This is a genomic window from Pantoea sp. B9002 (assembly GCF_013385945.1).
Classification (GTDB): domain Bacteria; phylum Pseudomonadota; class Gammaproteobacteria; order Enterobacterales; family Enterobacteriaceae; genus Pantoea.
In genome coordinates, this window is record NZ_JACAPA010000020.1 from 1 (window position 1) to 16,564 (window position 16,564).

Below are 16,564 nucleotides of genomic sequence, written 5' to 3' on the forward strand. Positions count from 1 at the left end.
CAAATTCAGTATGCCACTACATTGTTATCGGTGGAGAAGTTACTGTCAGATTTATTATCGTGTGAAATTTTGGCGGTGTATATGAAGTTAGTAAAATATGGATCTTTGAAACTTGAATAGTTATCTAGAACATCCTGCAGCAACTGGTTGAGCTGAGACTGCTCTTTCTTTTTTCCGAATAAGTCCTTTAAAATACCTTTTGATTGGTATTGAAATTCTGGATAGAAGGAAGGATTCAGTGGAATCATTTGCTCCGAAGTGACTGGTAGGGGATTTTTAGTACCCCAGCCGTTTGTTGCTGCAGAAACACCACCCGAGCACCATGGGCAATTAACTTCGAAAGATGTTTTATTGCATGAGTAACATTGGTAAATCATCAGAATCTCTCCGTTTACTCTGTGAAAATGAACTCTTAAAAATGCGAATTAATTTTCTAGCACAACATCGGGAAAGATTCAATTTCTAAGATGTGGATATTGACCTAAATGCAATTTTGAACAAAAATCATTTTTCTCACTATCCTCATATTTAACGCAAATTATTCAAGTTCATCTATCCGTTTTACTGTAAGGGCTATTTTTACAGTTCATAACTGACCGTCACTCGTTTATGAAACGGCGTATGTTGTCACATCAACATCTTAAGGAGCATGGCTAGAAATTAACATGCTGCACCATCTAGCAAAGCAGAAGGGGCAGAGTGCCCCTTATATGACTGACAGAACTCTACTTTTCCTCAAAAAAATGATGGCTATACTTAAACAGCTCCAAATCCGATCTCAGCCCCAACTTTCTTAACGCCGACTGCTTCTGCCCACTAATCGTCTTCCGGCTACGCGAATACTTCGCCGCAATCTATGGCAGCGTCATCTCGCTGAGTTAGCAGCGAATAACCTCTAACTCACGTTGCGTGAGATCTTTGAGCGTCATTGGGTTTTCGCCGATCTCCTGGCGTGGCTCCATAAACTCATGCAATTCTTTGTCGCTTTCGTGGATTTGATCTAACTGGAAGATCATATCTTCATTTAAATAACGTTCACCACGTGCCACGGTACGGATAACTTTGATCAATTCAATCTGGCTTTTACTTTTGCCAATAAAGCCGCGTGCGCCGGCTTTACTCATTAACTGCACTACCGCCGGGCTTTCCACCGAAGAAGAGATCAGTACGCGCAAGAACGGGAAGCGAATATAGATCTGTTTCACCAACTGCAAACTATCAAATTCGCCTTCACCCAATAAGTAATCGAGAATGAGCAGGTCAATGTGATCTTCTTGCAGATGCGGCATGATTTCATTGCGTGCGTGCATCATCCGTTGCAGGGTGACCTTTCATACCGGACAAATACTGCTGTTGGCCGACATCATCAAAACCGTAATCAATTAATACCGGCGTGCTGGCTGGGCCTTGCACGGTGATGTTGAATGCTTCACTGAGTTGAGTGGCGGTGCTGGCGACCAGCGCATGCGTGCCATCAGTCAGATCGATTGACGGTGTGATTCGCCACATGCCGCCTGCATCTGCCATGGCGCTGCCGGTCAACTGGTTGCCACTGTACAGTTTCACCAATTCCCCGGCGCAGGCACGTCCGGTAAATTCTGGACGCGGATCATCCGTGACTTCACCTTTGGCGCCGCCGAGATACTGATGCTGAACGACATTGTCATAAGCTTGATAAATCACTACCGGCTCGCTGGCGGCGGATTTTACGTTGACGAAGAACTCACTGCTTTGCTGAGAAGCCGTTTTGACAACCAGCGCATGCGTGCCATCTGACAGATCGCTAACCGGGGTAATCGTCCAGTTGCCATACTGATTAGCCACGGTGCTGCCAATTAAAACCTCACCGTCATATAACTTAACCACTTCGCCAGCGGTGGCACGGCCGCGTAATTCTGGGCGGGTATCATCAGCGACTTGATGGCCTTTTACGCCGTTCAAATATTGCTGTTGACCGACGTTATCGAAAGCCATGTCGATTTTCAGAGGCGTGACGATCGGGACATTGGTTTGGACATTGACAAAGAAAGCTCCGCTTTGCTGTTCAGCATTTTTGCCATCAGCGTCTGGGTGCCGTTTGGCAAATCATTTTCCGGTGTGATTGACCATGCACCGTTTGCGTCGGCGATAGCGCTACCAACCAGTTCGTCATCATTGTAGAGCTGCACCGGTTCACCCGGCGTGGCTTGCCCCTGAAATTCTGGGCGTGCGTCGTCAGTGGCTGGGCCACCGAGATTGCCTGATAGCACTTGATGCTGACCCACATCGTCCAATGCACGTGTGATAGTCAGAGATGTTTGAGTTTGATGGTGTTGTTTTGACATTTTCTTTCCCTCGTTAAAAGTCAAAGTAATTAAATAACGAATTGTCTCAAAACATTCGTAAGACGTGGCTTATATTTAAAAAATGCATTAAACAGAGTGGAGGAAGTTAATTTATTAGCTGGATTGAAATGGGGTGATTCTTGCGTAACTATTTGATATTAATTGTTTTAACCTATGGTGTGTGGAGTCGTTCTGAATTGCCTCATACTAATTACCTTCAATAAATAACGAAATGTTTATAATTTACAGGGTTTGATTAAATTAACTCGGGTTTGATCTTGAAAAATCCCGGCAAGACTCTAAAGAATATTTTGGTTAACAAAAAATAACTTATTCTTGCCCCGTGATTGATTTTTCAACGAGGGCAAGTTTGCTGGAATGTTATTTATCAACTTGAGTCTTGTAAGTTATTTTAGGCCTTTAACTGCTTTTTTAAAAGCATCATGTAAAACATTAGTCCTATCTAATGATGCATCGAACAACATGGAGACTATGCTTTCATTAAATTCTTTTATTTGATATTCAATTTCATCAGTGTTTTCGAGACTCAATCTTTTAGTAACACAGTCATTGGTAAAATGTTTTTCAAGCTCTGATTGTATTGATTCTATAGCAGACATTTTGTTTTTAAATTGAATATTCTTTCGCTCTTTAATTCTTTCAATCAAAAGAGATTCCGCATTACTGTAGAGTTCATCTTTTAAGCTATTTAATAACTCTCCTTTCTGTTTTAATTTTTTTCCTTTAACGATCCCTCCAGCTCTGTTTTTGTCAGATTGTTGGTTGTCTTTATAAAGTTGCTCAAATACTGCCTGCCATTGAGATAAATAGTTATAGGCTTTATGCATTGAAATAAATGCTTCTTCTAAATAATTATTTTTCTTAAGAACGTCACTCCAATTAAAATGAATGAATGCAAGGTATAAGTATCGATAATATTCACCACCGATACTGGCCTTAAAATGAAAGTCAGCAATGTATTCAGATAAAGGCGAGTTTGTGTAGCCATCGGATGATACTTTTTGCTGAAGTTCAGACTCGAATATTTGTATCTCTTCAATATTAGATGGGCATGGCAATCTGATATTATTAAAATCAATCTCTCCCTTGAGTTTGTCAAAATTTTGAGTTTGCAATATGATTTCTTGAATAGCATTGTTTTCACTACCGCTTTCCTTAATAAACCCCTTCAATTTTTTGCTCATCAAAATTTGTAAATATTTTAGTATCCAGCTGGTATTACGAGCATAACTTTGCTTAGCCATCATGGATTGCAATAATTTAAATTCCTCTCTATTTAAAGCTTTTAATATTTCATTTTTTTCTAAATTCTTTTCGTGATGAGCATCACTGCTAATTGGCATCTCATGGTAAACCTTCAAAGTAAGTTCAAATTTACTTTTAATATAGTTATAAGAAAAATGTGAGTCTGCAGTAGACATAGTCCCTCTCTTCAATTAGTGCCGTTCATGCTTTTAAAAGTTAATAGTGGTTAATGGTAAACTCAATTCGAATTGCTAGTCAGCACATTACAAGCTAATAAAAAATTAAAGAAAGATAAACCGAGTTCTTCCTCTTTAGAAACTTTTTTTGGCATACATCAAATCAGTCCTGATTATTGAAGAACAGATGGAGATTTCATATATATCACAACGGCAATTTAACTTGGATGATCTATCTTTGGTTGTTTTTTAATTGTGGTGTTTTAAGTGGTTTCATGGTGTTTTTTTAAAATTTTATTCTGTATGTTTAATTACAGATGCAGGTGTATCACTTCCATGATCGGTCTTACTTACTATCTGTAGCGTCACTTCAGACCAGATAGGATAAATCTTCATGGAAACATCAGTAATCAAAATCCTGCGCATCGCTCAGGTCATTCGTAAAATTGGCGTAAGCCGCTCTACCATCTACGACTGGCTCAACCCTAAGTCTGCGCGCTATGACTCAACGTTCCCAAAGCAGCGCCGACTTGGGCTTCAGGCCGTTGGCTGGATGGAATCCGAAATCGACGACTGGCTGTTAAAGCTGGGTCCTGTAAAAAAATAATCATTAAACCAAAGCAGTAGCAGGCTGACTTTCGTCAGCCTGCTACTGAGGTTTATCAACGCAATTTATGGAACCAACAATGTCAATGAACGATGAATTCCCCTACCGCAATTTACCAAAGCAACTTAACGCGATGATTTTTGAAATACAACGGAGAACTAAGGCGCCGCTGGCGTTGATCATTGCCTCCATGCTCGGCGCAATATCGCTGGTTTGCCAGCGTAGAATCAATGTTGAAAGACCTGGTCAATTGGAGGGACCGGTTTCACTGTTCATGATCACCATTGCGGAGTCTGGAGAGCGTAAAAGCACCGTGGATAGCATGATTATGCGTCCAATACTGCAAATTGATGAAGAGAATGCAGAGTCATACCGTTTGGCTCGTGCCATTTTCGACGAAGAAATGGAACTTTTTTTAGCTCAAAAGCAAGCGTTGATGTCCAGGCTCAAAAGCGAAACTAAATTAGATTTAGATACTGATAATACCAAGGAAAGGTTGAAAGCACTGGAGATAAAAAAACCGGTTATGCCTATACGTCAAAGGTGGCTGATTAATGACGTAACACCTGCTGCACTGAAGCATATTCTGGCAGAAGAGGGTGCTTCAACCGGGCTTATGTCAGATGAAGCGGGGATGTTATTTGGCGGTAAGGCTCTTGAACAGCTGCCTATGCTTAATAAGGTTTGGGATGGTGGCCCTTTCATCGTTGACCGTGCAAACGCAACTCAAATTACTGTTAAAGACGTCAGAATGACGATGTTACTTATGGCACAGCCTAGTGTTGTTGAGAGTTTTTTACACCGTGGTAAAGGTGAAGCTCGGGATACAGGTTTTTTGGCACGATGCTTAATGTGTTATCCACAGTCAACTCAGGGGACTCGGCAAATTGAGCAAGGAGATACTTCAGCTGAGTATCTGAATCTGTTTCACAAGAGATTAGTTGCTATAGCCACAATGCCTACGGATGGTTCCCGAATTATTATGCGTTTTAATAATGACGCAGAGCAATCTTGGCTTGATTTTTATAACAAGATTGAAAGGCTGATTGGCGAACCAGGATATTACTCCTTAAATGAATTCAAAGATTACGCCTCTAAAATGCCAGAGAACGTTGCACGACTGTCTGCGTTGATAGAATATTTTTACACCGGGAAAAATACGATTTGTCTAAGAGCAGTAAACATAGCCATAGAAATCATTGAGTGGTATGGGCACCATTTTATTGAGCTCGTTGGTAAAAAAGAGAATGCGCTTGATGACTCCAATATTCTTTTTAATTGGCTCAAAGAATATTGCTCTAAGAATAATGCTCGTAATCTTTCTAAGAACACTGTCTTGCAATATGGCCCAAACCGATTTCGCAATCTGGGTAAACTTAATGCTTTACTTGAAATTCTTCAAGGAAGAAATTTGATTTATATAAATCATAATGGTAAGGCAAAGGTGATAACAGTTAATTATTGGATGGATTAGAGTATTGGCTAATGCCTCTTATTTGATAATCAACCCTGTTTGAATGTTTAATTTTTTAATATCTACTTGTAGATGTTGCACCACTAAGAGATGAAATTATTAAAGGTTACTTAAAATGACTTGTGTAGTAGCTTTGATCAGTGATTTGAAGAGTAATATTCAGTCATGCCAATATTCAGCAAATCAATTTTTATCTAAATACTCGATTGATGATCAATGTGCGATGATTTCAGTCATATGTATTGGACGTGATCACATTAACCACTCACGCTTCATAGTGAGTGACGAAGAAACTATTGGTTACTTTGGTCCCAGCCGTCCATTCAGCCGTTATCTGTTTACAGGACATGGACCAAGCTGGCGTATTCGCCCCGAAGACTTTGCATCTATGTTGAGTTTAAAATCGGATAGTATCATCATGTACTGTGAAGCATTCATACGCTGTGCCCGCAATTCACATTATGACTTGCATTGCTTTTAGATTTCTAATTAGATTTTGATCAAAAGGCCGCGATTGCGGCCTTTTTGTTGGTAGCAGATAGCTATAAGTGTTATCTAATCAAGCTCGGATTATGCTGGCTGCAACCAAATGACCGACCATTACCAATTTGTTTGCTTGCAGTCTTAGCTAAATACATCGCACGATTACAAGCAGTTTTCATCTGTTCAGTAAATTGAAGGCTATTACGCTCAATCCAGGTCACGGGGCAATCAGGAAAATGAGCAAGGTGTGCGTAATGTTCTACGCTGAGTTTTAGTGCGCTACACCAAGCACGTTGTATCAGATTTGCCAGCGATGGATTTTGACCTGGTAGATGCTGGAGGTTTCCCAGAAAGCCGAATACATCCTTATTTAGCATCAGCATCACGTGGTAATGACGATTACCATTCACTGGTCCGAATTCACGACACCATACATAGTGCAATGCTGTTATGTTGTGGCAGGTGAGTCCGTCATTTCTTTTTCTTTCAATTAATGCAGAGAGGTGATATTTCAAAGAGTCAAAGAAACGTGAAATCACTAATTCATCTCGCCGTCCTTCTCCATCAATAGGGAAATGAAGATCCACTCTAAAGGTAGACAACCTTGCGTGTTGCGATACTGCCGCATTCAATGTGCGTTCTACACCATTTGTATAGCGAGGATTGTAAGTAAACATAATGTATAACACTCTTTATATTTAGTGAAAGGTGATAGCTGATTGAAATTCGGCAACTCAACATTCAGAAAACACATCGCATAACTTTAATTAATACTTTTATATATATTACTTTATCCGGGTTTCGATTATCAATAAAGGATGCGTTGCGCTGATAGGTTCTTTGTAAATCTTCTTCGTCTGAGGGCGAATTAAATTCTGGAGTTATTTTTTTAGTAAAAATTATGAGGGGAACTTATTTCATCTAATATGCTTATGATGTAATAAAAAACAGATGATGTTTTTTTCATATCACATCAAATAAAAGTTTTATAAATCTATATTACTTCAGTGGTATGGGGGATGCTAACAGTGGGTGATTTAATTTCATTGCTATCTGAATTCATAACTCATTACTACTGCATCCAACACTTTTGGCATCATTAATTTCATTCATTCACTGCGGACACAACCTGTCCGTTTTTATCTGGCTAACAACAATATTTTTCTAACTGCAAGGACATCACCATGCAGACGGGTTTGTTATCGTTTTTGCATCAACGATTCATACCTGGAGAAAAAAATGGCTGTTTATCGGGATGATCCTGACCTGCATTTTTTAAGTCGATGTGAAAATGAGGAGCTAGATTTGCTTGTCAGCTTGATTACTCATGATCCTCGTGACGGCGCGCTCCGTTGGACAGAAAACCTGTCGGGAAATGAAAAATATAAAAGCTACTTTCCTGCTCACCGAAATTATTGGCGTGAAATAGCCGCTGAAATCCAGACCTTCGGAGCTAGCAGTATAGTGAGTGTATTTAGAGGAGGAAAAGGTGTGATGTATCGCGAAGTTTTGTGCGATGTGTGCGACCACGTAGATGTAAAACATCACAAAGACGAAACAACTGAAACCATTGAACTTGCGCTTTTGATGGGACTATTAGCTAAAAGTCTGGACGGTATGTCCCAGGAAGAACTTCAGGCGTTTGCAGACAGCATGGGGCTGAATTGACAAGGCCTACAGCGCCTTTGATCCTCATGGCGATACAGACGGCAGTAAAAGCGTCGGGCTTTGCTGCATATCGCCTTTCGGTAATGATGTTGAGTACCCTTGCAAAAGTCGTTCTGGGACGAAGCTTACCTATGGTGGCATATCTGACTCTCACAAGATCGATTGGCATTTTGGCTGGGCCGGTCGGATGGACTTTAAGTACTGGCTGGCTCATTGCAGGAATCAGCGGTCCAGCTTGGCGTGTCACCGTTCCGGCATGTCTGCTCATTGCCTGTTTGAGACAGCAGTACTTGCATAGAACACAATAATTTTGGAAGTAAAAGCTATGTCTGCGCAAAAGAAACAACATGACCGCATGGCATCAAGGCTTGCAGTCATTATTAGTCGTTTACTTACAGGAGAGCGGTTGGAAGTTAAGAAACTGGCTCAGGAGTTTATGATCTCAGAAAGAACACTTAGACGAGATTTCCGTGAGCGACTGAGCTGTTTGGAACTTCAATATGCTGAAGGCGGCTATTCTCTCGCGAGATTACAAGAAGGTATCCGAACAAACAGGGATATTCTGCATTTTGCGCGTGTTACCTGTACTGATCAGTTATTCCCGGCGATGGACACCAAACTCATTTCTATCCTTATTGATAGCGTTGAAGAGTCGCCCTTTATTGTTAGCTTGGCTCCACCGGATCGTAAACCATCACTTTTTGGTGGCTTCTGGCGTATTACTCAAGCCATTCTTGATCGGACCTTGCTTGATCTGACGGTTGATGGTCAGCAGCATCGCTGGTTTGCGCCTTACCGATTAATTTATTTCGAACATAGCTGGTATTTAGTCGGCGAGAATCGCCAGCAATTACAGGTATTCATACTTGGCAGTATCACCGATGTTCTGATGACAAGACAGCCATTCCTTCGCCGACGACAGATAAATGAACTTACAGGAGAGCAGCATTTCATCCAATCCCTGCCACATTTTCAGTATGTTCGAAGAGTTATCGAAGTTATAGGAAAGTAAGCGACTCATTAATAGCGATCGCCATGTTAATGAGTTTAGCGCTGGTTTTAGCTGTATCGGAAGTTTGACATGAATTTGTACCCGTAATTATAGAAAGCAATTTATAAAATCAGATGATTATCAGTGCTTACTATGTAAGAGCTGAATACGCATTCTATTTTACTAAATGTTAATTTAAGGATGAATATTGTGAAATATAAAGTTTTGCTCGTTCTGGCCATTCTATTACTTTGCGCATGTGATGATGAGGAACCAGACATAAAAGTAGAAACATTCAATAAAGTGAATCAGTACATTAATCTGCCCTATGTGAGTGTTAGTGTTAGCTCACTGGTGGATGATATTGAGATCCAGGATATCATTGTAAATAGGGATAGTTGCAAAATAGAAAATCAACGTTTCAAAGGTTTGAATAATGGAATGAAAAAGATACCAAAACATATTCACTATGGTGAGGTTGTGACGGTTGATTTTTCAGGACCATGCAACGCCTCACAGGTTGATGTTGTGACAAACAAGGGATCATGGTCATGGAAATATGAATGATTTTTCATGCGAGCTTAGGCTGATATAACTTGGTTGAGTTAAATCAGCTTTAATTAATTGTGATGCTTTATAATTTCTAATTTAGATCTTCAATATAAACAATCATGAAGCAGGCTGCTTATAGCCTGCTTTTTTTCGTCAATAAGGAATCAACATGACATTTAATAATAAAGCTATGAATTGTTCTTCATACCGTTTTATTCAGTCCAGTTTAGTACCAGATAAGTTTCGCCCCCATTTTTGGCAGCAGCAATTCGGTCAGATTCCGCAATGGATGACGCTTGAAACATTAGCATTTAGCTGGATGAGTCGATTGTGCAAACAATATAACGGCGGTATTTGGTGTTTTTGTATCCTCAGCAATGGCGGTGCCTACATCGCACCTGACAGCGAGCAGAGCTGGTCAGTATATAACAAGCTAAATGGTAACAGCGCTGAGATGAGCAGCGAGGCCGTAGGTATAGCTGTTTGCTTGATGAACTGGAGCCATCATGCCTGCAGAACAGGTAGCTCAGCCATGAGCGAACATTTTTATCGCCTGCGTGAGTTTGCACTGAGCCATCCTGAAAGTATCGCCATCATGCGCATCATCGATTAAAGCCGGAGAAAATTATGGAAAATATTGCATTGGTTTTCCCACTAGCATCACAGCGCACCATTAAGCGCGCGCTAACCTTGCTTGAAAATCATCTGCGTGAACCAGGCGTAGCTTTCACCTCGACTCCTTTTTCACGTGACTGGATTCGCCTTCAGTTAGCCAATCATGAAAGGGAACTGTTTATGGTGATGTTTTTGGATAATCAGAACCGGCTGCTGGCACATGAAACGTTGTTCCACGGCACGATAAATAGCACAGCAATTTACCCGCGCGAAGTGGTCAAAGCGGCACTGCGGCATAACGCTGCAGCAGTGATTCTTGCCCACAATCATCCATCCGGGTTTGCTCAGCCCAGTGATGCAGATAGGAATATCACTGAACGAATGAAGAAGGCGCTAACGTTGGTTGATGTTCGCCTTTTAGATCATTTAGTGGTGGGTAGTAAGGAAGTCGTGTCTTTTACTGAACTCGGCTGGCTTTGACGGGAGGATTAGATGAACAACAATGAATGGGGGCTCAAACGTAGTTTCATTCCACGCTTTGGATGCAGGTTGGTGCAAGATGAAAACCGACTGCACTATCTGGCTGACAGGGCAGGAATTACAGGAATGCTCAGCGAAGAGCAAATTAACCGTCTTGATAAGTCATTCCCACTTATGGTCGGGATGCTCGAACATCTTCTGACAACTGGCGAACTCAATCCTATCCAGCAGCACTGTGTCACGATATATCACAATGGGCTGACATGTGAAGCCGATACCCTCGGCTCACATGGCTACGTTTATATCGCGATTTATCCAACACCATAGTAGAACACCAAAGGAATATCACTATGCCAACCTCCGCAATAGGCCAGGGGCAGGAAGTATTACGCTGTCTGCCGCCCGAATCACACTGGCGAATACTTCTCGTATATCTGTTGGAAAAGCATTTCGGATTGGAGTTAAACGATACGCCATTTTGCAGCGAGTCAGTCATCCTACAGCACATTGAAGCGGGTATTACCTTAGCCGATGCCATCAATTTCAATATTGAAAAATATGAATTGGTGCGCGTAGATATCAGCAGCAAAGCGTATTCTGAGTCAGAAATATTTCTTACAGCCGCCGATATCTTGAAGGCAAGTCGAGCTACTGGATTAACGCAGCGCAATCTCAGTTGAAACCTGTATACCGCTTTCAAGATTTACCCTCTGCAGTTCTTCTCAATATCACACAACACGTAACGCCTCTGCCATAACCGGCAGGGGCATTAATATATATGGAATTTTTCAATGCAAATAGAACCTGAAGTCATTACTGAACATACCGAGTTGATCAACTCGACCAACATTGAACGCATTGTTACCGGACGTGATGCAGCATTGGGTAAGATTGAGTTAGTAATTCAAGAACTCAGTTCCATCTCTCAACTCACTGCCGGAATCGGCGGCGGTAACGCAATTGATTGGGCAATGAAGTCAGGTCATCGCTATGGCTGTTGGTTGATGGAAAAACCTGAGAATGCATTGCCTAAAATCACTAATAACATTGACCGCAGCATTTGGCGCGATTTGATGCTTAAATCCGGTATGTTGTCGTTAATGGATGCCCAAGCGCGTGAACAGTGGCACAAGAGTCTGGAAGAGGGCGATGTCCCAGCGGTTAATCAGAACAACATCATCTCAACGTTCGAGCAGCTGCATATAAATAAGGGAGAGGTCTTTGAAAGAGGCGTCATCAATCTTTTTAAAGGTTTGAGCTGGAATTACAAAACTAATAGTCCGATAAAGTTTGGTCGTAAGATCATCATGAACAATTTGGTGTGTTACTCGCAATGGGGATTTCGACTTAACTGGGGGATTAGACGTGATCAGTTAGTTGATCTCGAGCGTATGGTGACTCTGTTCGATGGAAAGCCGTTGCCGGACAATCGGGCCGATATTTCTCAGCGACTAGATGCTCATCTTCATGCTCAGAGAGAATCCTCAACCTACGAAGATGACTACTTCAGTATTCGATGTTTTCAGAAAGGTTCAGCACACATAACTTTCAAACAGGAGGCAATCACCGACAGGCTCAATGATGTTTTGATCAGACACTATCCGGAAGCACTCGCCTCATCCTCATAGACGGAGCGAAGCGAATAAGTTTGGCTAATAGAATTTTAGCGAACATGCCAAATCAGGTAGCTATTCTCGCTACAGTAGCGGAAATAACAGGGGTGCAGTTGATGAAGAGTAGTCAAGAGAGATAGCAGCATGGTGTGAACTCTACCAAACTCCTGATCAGAAGATATGGGAAGTCATGCCGCCAATACACTGTATCGATTCCGAACTTGTCTAACGCAACGCGATTTCATCGCATCCAAGCCAGTGTGCCATGGCATACCAGATGGCATGCTGAAAACCTTATAAATTGAAAAAGCCCAAGCTAATTAATAGCTTGGGCTCTAAATTTGGCGGTGAGAGGGGGATTCGAACCCCCGATACGTTGCCGTATACACACTTTCCAGGCGTGCTCCTTCAGCCACTCGGACACCTCACCACATTTTTTTGTCAACCGCGCTGGGTCAACGGGGCGCTACTATAGGGAGATCGCTGAAAAGGGTCAAGTGCTATTTTCTCCTTTTGTTCTATTCGCTTAAGCTCTGAGCGTATTGCCGTTAGCCTGCTCATCATGGCGATTCTGTCATCAAATCATTCCCTATCTGTCACAAAAATGTCACCGCACTGTCGCAGACTTGTCCGCGGAAATATTTGGTTATATCTACGGAAAAGGATGCTTATAAATGAAACAGATACCTCTCTTTACGGTTACGCTGCTGGCTTCTCTGATCGCGACATCAGCAGTGGCAGACGATGCACACTATTCCCGCGCCGCCACCGGCGATGTCACCGAGCACGGCGGCGCGCGTCGTCTCACCGGCGATCAGACCGAAGCGCTGAAAGCGTCATTAAGCAATAGCACCGCGAAAAACGTGATTCTGCTGATTGGTGATGGCATGGGAGATTCGGAAATCACCGCCGCGCGTAATCAGGCGCGGGGTGCGGGCGGTTTCTTCCCCGGCCTTGATGCGCTGCCGCTCACCGGTCAATACACGCACTATTCCCTGGATAAGAAAACTCACAAGCCGAATTACGTGACGGATTCCGCCGCGTCGGCCACTGCGTGGGCCACCGGCACCAAATCCTATAACGGCGCGATTGGCGTCGACGTGAACGGCAAAGATCAGGTAACGATTCTTGAGCTGGCGAAAGCCGCCGGTAAAGCCACCGGCAACGTCTCCACTGCCGAGCTGCAGGATGCCACGCCAGCAGCGTTGATTGCCCACGTCACTTCGCGCAAATGCTACGGCCCGGAGAAAACCAGCGAATTGTGTCCGGCTAACGCGCTGGAGCAGGGCGGTAAAGGATCGATTACCGAGCAGATGCTGAAAACCCGCGCGGACGTCACGCTGGGCGGCGGCGCGAAATCCTTCGGCGAAACCGCCAAAGCTGGTGAGTATCAGGGCAAAACCCTGCGCGAACAGGCACAGGCTTTAGGTTATCAGTGGATTGATAATCTCGATGGCATGAACGCGATTCAACAGGCCGATCAGAGCAAGCCGGTGCTCGGTCTGTTCGCCGACGGCAATATGCCGGTGCGTTGGCAGGGACCGAAAGCCAGCTATCACGGCAATATTGATAAGCCGGTGGTGACCTGTGAAGTGAATAAAGAGCGTCCGGCTTCGGTACCGACGCTGGCGCAGATGACCAAAAAAGCCATCGATCTGTTGAGCACCAATGAGAAAGGCTTCTTCCTGCAGGTGGAAGGCGCGTCGATTGATAAGCAGGATCATGCGGCTAATCCATGCGGTCAGATTGGTGAAACCGTCGATCTGGATGAAGCGGTGCAGCAGGCGCTGGCCTTTGCGCGCGAGCATGGCGACACGCTGGTGGTGGTGACCGCCGATCACGCGCACAGCAGCCAGATCGTGGAAAATGGCACCAAAGCGCCCGGTCTGACGCAGGCGGTGAATACCAAAGATGGCGCGGTGATGACCATCAGCTACGGCAATTCAGAAGAGGATTCGCAGGAACACACCGGCACGCAGGTGCGTATTGCGGCGTACGGCCCGCATGCGGCCAACGTGGTGGGCTTGACCGATCAGACCGATCTGTTCTTTACCCTGAAGGATGCGATGGGGTTGAATTAACGGAGTGATGGGTGAAAAGGTCGCCATTAATGGCGACCCTACATTACAATCCGCGTTTTGCCATCAACCGCGCTAAATCCACCAGGCGGTTGGAAAAGCCCCATTCGTTATCGTACCAGGCAAGGATCTTCACCAGATTGCCGCCAATCACCAGCGTCGAAAGCCCATCAATAATCGATGAACGGGCATCGCCCTGATAATCGCTCGATACCAGCGGCTCGTCGCTGTATCCGAGAATCCCCTTCAGCGGACCTTCTGCCGCCGCGGCTTTAAACGCGTCATTCACCTCTTCTGCGGTCACGTCGCGTTTCAGCGTCACGGTCAAATCCACAATCGAAACCACCGGCACCGGCACGCGCAGGGAATAGCCGGTCAATCGACCATCCAGCTCCGGAATCACCCGACCTAACGCCTTCGCCGCACCACTTGAGTAAGGCACAATCGACAGCGCCGCCGCCCGCGCACCGCGCAGATCTTTCTCCGGCTGATCGTGCAGCACCTGGCTGTTGGTATAAGCATGCGTGGTGTTCATTAAACCGTGCTCAATTCCAAACGCCTGATGCAGCACCGCCGCCGCTGGCGCTAAGCCGTTGGTGGTGCAGCTGCCGTTACTCACCACAAAGTGCTGCTGCGGATCGTAACGTTGATCGTTCACGCCCAGCACAATCGTCAGGTCATCGTTCTTGCCCGGCGCGGAGATAATCACGCGCTTAGCGCCGCCGCTGGTGATGTGCACAGCGGCTTTGTCGCGTTCGGTGAAGAAGCCGGTGGCTTCAATCACGATATCCACACCAACGTCGCGCCAGCGAATATTCGCCGGATCGCGTTCGCTAAACACCCGCACCGCTTTACCATCAATGCGTAATTTGCCTTCGCCGGCTTCCACTTCCGCCGGTAACCTGCCGAGCAGGGAATCATGTTTCAACAGATGCGCGAGGGTTTTACTGTCGGTGAGGTCGTTGATGGCGACGATTTCAATATCATCGCTGCCCAGCGCTGCACGAAAAACGTTACGTCCGATACGGCCAAAGCCGTTAATGCCGATCTTAGTCATGATTGACTCCTTTTCCGAAGATGCTGGAGTCACTCTAAGCCGATGGTGTGATGGCGTAAACGCCAAAAAAGGATCACTTTACGCCAATTTCCGGCAGTGGAAGCGCTGGCGATATTCGCCCGGCGTGAGATGCAGCTGGCGCTCAAAGCTGCGGCGCAGATTGATGCTGCTGCCAAAGCCGGTATGTTGCGCGATGCGCTCCAGCGTGTCGTTGCTTTGTTCCAGCTGTTCACGCGCGGCGGCGAGGCGCGCTTCGGCCACATAGCGCGCGGGCGGTGCGCCGGTTTCACGGGTGAACACGCGGGTAAAGTTGCGCGGGCTCATGGCGACGCGCTCCGCCAGTTTCTCCACCGACAGATCGTCGGCGAGGTTGGCGCGGATCCAGCGCTGCAGCTCACCAATCGGGCCGATGCCGCTCGGCGTTTGCAGATGAAAACGGCTGAACTGCATCTGTCCGCCCGGACGGCGCAGATACATCACCATATCCTGCGCGATATCACGCGCCACGCTAAAGCCGAAATCCTCTTCCACCAGCGCCAGTGTCAGGTCAAAGCCCGAGCTGACGCCGCCGGAGGTCCAGATCGGTCCGTCCTGAATAAACAGCGGGCCGCCTTCCACCTGAATCTCGGGATGGCGCGATTGCAAGGTATCGAGCAAGCGCCAGTGCGTGGTGGCGCGGCGGCCCGCCAGCAAACCGGATTCCGCCAGCAGCATCGCGCCGCCACACACCGACACCACGCGGCGCGCCTGCGGAGCCGCCAGCTTGATGAAATCGACCACCATATTGCCTTCTTCCGCGCTGTCGCCGCGTCCGGTGATCATGATGGTGTCCCACGCGCTGCGCGGATCGAGATCGGCCAGTTTGAGGTCGGCTAACAGATTGAGGCCAGATTGGCCGTGGATCACCTGATGCGATTGGGTGGTGGCGAGGCTGACGCGATAGCGTTGCTGATCGACGCCAACCGGCAGATGCTGATTGGCGCGCATCAGGATATCGGCGATACCCGCCGCTTCAAACAGCATGCCGCCGTCGGGCACAATAATCAGAAAGGTTTTCATGGCGTGAAATGGACATTATGACGGAATAGGCCAGAGTGTCTCATGGCGGCAATAGCATGCACAATCCGTAGCGGCGCAATTTATTGCGCAATAAATTGCGCCGCTACGGGATGGTGCAATG

18 protein-coding genes, 1 tRNA gene and 1 pseudogene are annotated in these 16,564 nt (G+C 45.4%); 11 read left to right on the forward strand and 9 right to left on the reverse strand.

The window, feature by feature from the left end:
• Positions 1-20: 20 nt before the first annotated feature.
• From HX773_RS11910 to HX773_RS11930, 5 genes and pseudogenes are all read right to left on the reverse strand, one after another.
• A pseudogene (locus tag HX773_RS11910) lies at positions 21-377 on the reverse strand (restriction endonuclease); the annotation flags it as partial.
• A 501-nt stretch (positions 378-878) separates the two neighbouring features.
• Positions 879-1,313 (reverse strand): response regulator transcription factor, encoded by a 435-nt coding sequence (locus tag HX773_RS11915; protein WP_176971655.1) that lies wholly within the window; start codon positions 1,311-1,313, stop codon positions 879-881.
• Positions 1,294-1,974 (reverse strand): Ig-like domain-containing protein, encoded by a 681-nt coding sequence (locus HX773_RS11920; protein WP_176971656.1) that lies wholly within the window; start codon positions 1,972-1,974, stop codon positions 1,294-1,296. The genes HX773_RS11915 and HX773_RS11920 overlap by 20 nt, the downstream gene beginning before the upstream one ends.
• Positions 1,975-1,982: 8 nt before the next feature.
• The gene (locus HX773_RS11925; RefSeq protein ID WP_176971657.1) at positions 1,983-2,324 is read right to left on the reverse strand and encodes an Ig-like domain-containing protein; all 342 of its coding nucleotides are present in this window, start codon (positions 2,322-2,324) and stop codon (positions 1,983-1,985) included.
• A 407-nt stretch (positions 2,325-2,731) separates the two neighbouring features.
• Positions 2,732-3,766 (reverse strand): hypothetical protein, encoded by a 1,035-nt coding sequence (locus HX773_RS11930; protein ID WP_176971658.1) that lies wholly within the window; start codon positions 3,764-3,766, stop codon positions 2,732-2,734.
• A 394-nt stretch (positions 3,767-4,160) separates the two neighbouring features.
• On the opposite strand from HX773_RS11930, the gene HX773_RS11935 reads away from it, so the two are divergent.
• The gene (locus HX773_RS11935) at positions 4,161-4,373 is read left to right on the forward strand and encodes an AlpA family transcriptional regulator (protein ID WP_176971659.1); all 213 of its coding nucleotides are present in this window, start codon (positions 4,161-4,163) and stop codon (positions 4,371-4,373) included.
• A gap of 79 nt (positions 4,374-4,452) precedes the next feature.
• Positions 4,453-5,847, forward strand: coding sequence for a YfjI family protein (locus HX773_RS11940; protein WP_176971660.1), 1,395 nt, complete (start codon positions 4,453-4,455; stop codon positions 5,845-5,847).
• Positions 5,848-6,398: 551 nt separating this feature from the next.
• Here HX773_RS11940 and HX773_RS11945 read toward each other — a convergent pair.
• Positions 6,399-7,007, reverse strand: coding sequence for an inovirus Gp2 family protein (locus HX773_RS11945; RefSeq protein WP_176971661.1), 609 nt, complete (start codon positions 7,005-7,007; stop codon positions 6,399-6,401).
• A 562-nt stretch (positions 7,008-7,569) separates the two neighbouring features.
• Here HX773_RS11945 and HX773_RS25925 point away from each other — a divergent pair.
• The 8 genes from HX773_RS25925 (at position 7,570) to HX773_RS11985 (ending at position 12,264) form a co-directional block, all read left to right on the forward strand.
• Complete coding sequence (locus tag HX773_RS25925; RefSeq protein WP_255433207.1) at positions 7,570-7,998, forward strand: DUF3944 domain-containing protein; 429 nt, start codon at positions 7,570-7,572, stop codon at positions 7,996-7,998.
• Positions 7,999-8,323: 325 nt separating this feature from the next.
• Positions 8,324-9,010: a YafY family protein gene (locus HX773_RS11955; RefSeq protein WP_176971662.1), complete on the forward strand. Its 687-nt coding sequence runs from the start codon at positions 8,324-8,326 to the stop codon at positions 9,008-9,010.
• A gap of 189 nt (positions 9,011-9,199) precedes the next feature.
• On the forward strand, positions 9,200-9,556 hold the full coding sequence (locus HX773_RS11960; protein ID WP_176971663.1) for a hypothetical protein: 357 nt from the start codon (positions 9,200-9,202) through the stop codon (positions 9,554-9,556).
• A 154-nt stretch (positions 9,557-9,710) separates the two neighbouring features.
• Positions 9,711-10,154, forward strand: coding sequence for an antirestriction protein (locus HX773_RS11965; protein WP_370463600.1), 444 nt, complete (start codon positions 9,711-9,713; stop codon positions 10,152-10,154).
• A 14-nt stretch (positions 10,155-10,168) separates the two neighbouring features.
• Positions 10,169-10,636 carry a DNA repair protein RadC gene (radC, locus tag HX773_RS11970; protein ID WP_176971664.1) on the forward strand — a complete coding sequence of 156 codons (468 nt, stop codon included), beginning with the start codon at positions 10,169-10,171 and terminating at the stop codon, positions 10,634-10,636.
• A gap of 12 nt (positions 10,637-10,648) precedes the next feature.
• Positions 10,649-10,963 (forward strand): type IV toxin-antitoxin system YeeU family antitoxin, encoded by a 315-nt coding sequence (locus HX773_RS11975; protein ID WP_176971665.1) that lies wholly within the window; start codon positions 10,649-10,651, stop codon positions 10,961-10,963.
• 23 nt (positions 10,964-10,986) lie between these two features.
• Positions 10,987-11,316: a TA system toxin CbtA family protein gene (locus tag HX773_RS11980; RefSeq protein ID WP_176971666.1), complete on the forward strand. Its 330-nt coding sequence runs from the start codon at positions 10,987-10,989 to the stop codon at positions 11,314-11,316.
• A gap of 111 nt (positions 11,317-11,427) precedes the next feature.
• Positions 11,428-12,264 carry a DUF4942 domain-containing protein gene (locus HX773_RS11985; protein ID WP_176971667.1) on the forward strand — a complete coding sequence of 279 codons (837 nt, stop codon included), beginning with the start codon at positions 11,428-11,430 and terminating at the stop codon, positions 12,262-12,264.
• A 327-nt stretch (positions 12,265-12,591) separates the two neighbouring features.
• Here HX773_RS11985 and HX773_RS11990 read toward each other — a convergent pair.
• Positions 12,592-12,679, reverse strand: a tRNA-Ser gene (locus HX773_RS11990).
• A gap of 244 nt (positions 12,680-12,923) precedes the next feature.
• Between HX773_RS11990 and phoA the strand changes: the two genes are divergently transcribed.
• Positions 12,924-14,330, forward strand: a complete 1,407-nt coding sequence (gene phoA, locus HX773_RS11995) for an alkaline phosphatase (protein ID WP_176971668.1) — start codon at positions 12,924-12,926, stop codon at positions 14,328-14,330.
• Between the two features lie 43 nt (positions 14,331-14,373).
• Here the strand turns inward: phoA and gap are convergent, their stop codons facing one another.
• Positions 14,374-15,384 carry a type I glyceraldehyde-3-phosphate dehydrogenase gene (gene gap / locus HX773_RS12000; RefSeq protein WP_176971669.1) on the reverse strand — a complete coding sequence of 337 codons (1,011 nt, stop codon included), beginning with the start codon at positions 15,382-15,384 and terminating at the stop codon, positions 14,374-14,376.
• Between the two features lie 78 nt (positions 15,385-15,462).
• On the reverse strand, positions 15,463-16,443 hold the full coding sequence (locus HX773_RS12005) for a GlxA family transcriptional regulator (RefSeq protein ID WP_176971670.1): 981 nt from the start codon (positions 16,441-16,443) through the stop codon (positions 15,463-15,465).
• Positions 16,444-16,564 lie beyond the last annotated feature (121 nt).

Bases quoted from the DNA above. Each gene is read 5' to 3' on its own strand.
- HX773_RS11915 (WP_176971655.1), bottom strand. From the start codon at position 1,313: ATGATGCACGCACGCAATGAAATCATGCCGCATCTGCAAGAAGATCAC.
- HX773_RS11920 (WP_176971656.1), bottom strand. From the start codon at position 1,974: ATGGCTTTCGATAACGTCGGTCAACAGCAATATTTGAACGGCGTAAAA.
- HX773_RS11925 (WP_176971657.1), bottom strand. From the start codon at position 2,324: ATGTCAAAACAACACCATCAAACTCAAACATCTCTGACTATCACACGT.
- HX773_RS11930 (WP_176971658.1), bottom strand. From the start codon at position 3,766: ATGTCTACTGCAGACTCACATTTTTCTTATAACTATATTAAAAGTAAA.
- HX773_RS11935 (WP_176971659.1), top strand. From the start codon at position 4,161: ATGGAAACATCAGTAATCAAAATCCTGCGCATCGCTCAGGTCATTCGT.
- HX773_RS11940 (WP_176971660.1), top strand. From the start codon at position 4,453: ATGTCAATGAACGATGAATTCCCCTACCGCAATTTACCAAAGCAACTT.
- HX773_RS11945 (WP_176971661.1), bottom strand. From the start codon at position 7,007: ATGTTTACTTACAATCCTCGCTATACAAATGGTGTAGAACGCACATTG.
- HX773_RS25925 (WP_255433207.1), top strand. From the start codon at position 7,570: ATGGCTGTTTATCGGGATGATCCTGACCTGCATTTTTTAAGTCGATGT.
- HX773_RS11955 (WP_176971662.1), top strand. From the start codon at position 8,324: ATGTCTGCGCAAAAGAAACAACATGACCGCATGGCATCAAGGCTTGCA.
- HX773_RS11965 (WP_370463600.1), top strand. From the start codon at position 9,711: ATGACATTTAATAATAAAGCTATGAATTGTTCTTCATACCGTTTTATT.
- radC (WP_176971664.1), top strand. From the start codon at position 10,169: ATGGAAAATATTGCATTGGTTTTCCCACTAGCATCACAGCGCACCATT.
- HX773_RS11975 (WP_176971665.1), top strand. From the start codon at position 10,649: ATGAACAACAATGAATGGGGGCTCAAACGTAGTTTCATTCCACGCTTT.
- HX773_RS11980 (WP_176971666.1), top strand. From the start codon at position 10,987: ATGCCAACCTCCGCAATAGGCCAGGGGCAGGAAGTATTACGCTGTCTG.
- HX773_RS11985 (WP_176971667.1), top strand. From the start codon at position 11,428: ATGCAAATAGAACCTGAAGTCATTACTGAACATACCGAGTTGATCAAC.
- phoA (WP_176971668.1), top strand. From the start codon at position 12,924: ATGAAACAGATACCTCTCTTTACGGTTACGCTGCTGGCTTCTCTGATC.
- gap (WP_176971669.1), bottom strand. From the start codon at position 15,384: ATGACTAAGATCGGCATTAACGGCTTTGGCCGTATCGGACGTAACGTT.
- HX773_RS12005 (WP_176971670.1), bottom strand. From the start codon at position 16,443: ATGAAAACCTTTCTGATTATTGTGCCCGACGGCGGCATGCTGTTTGAA.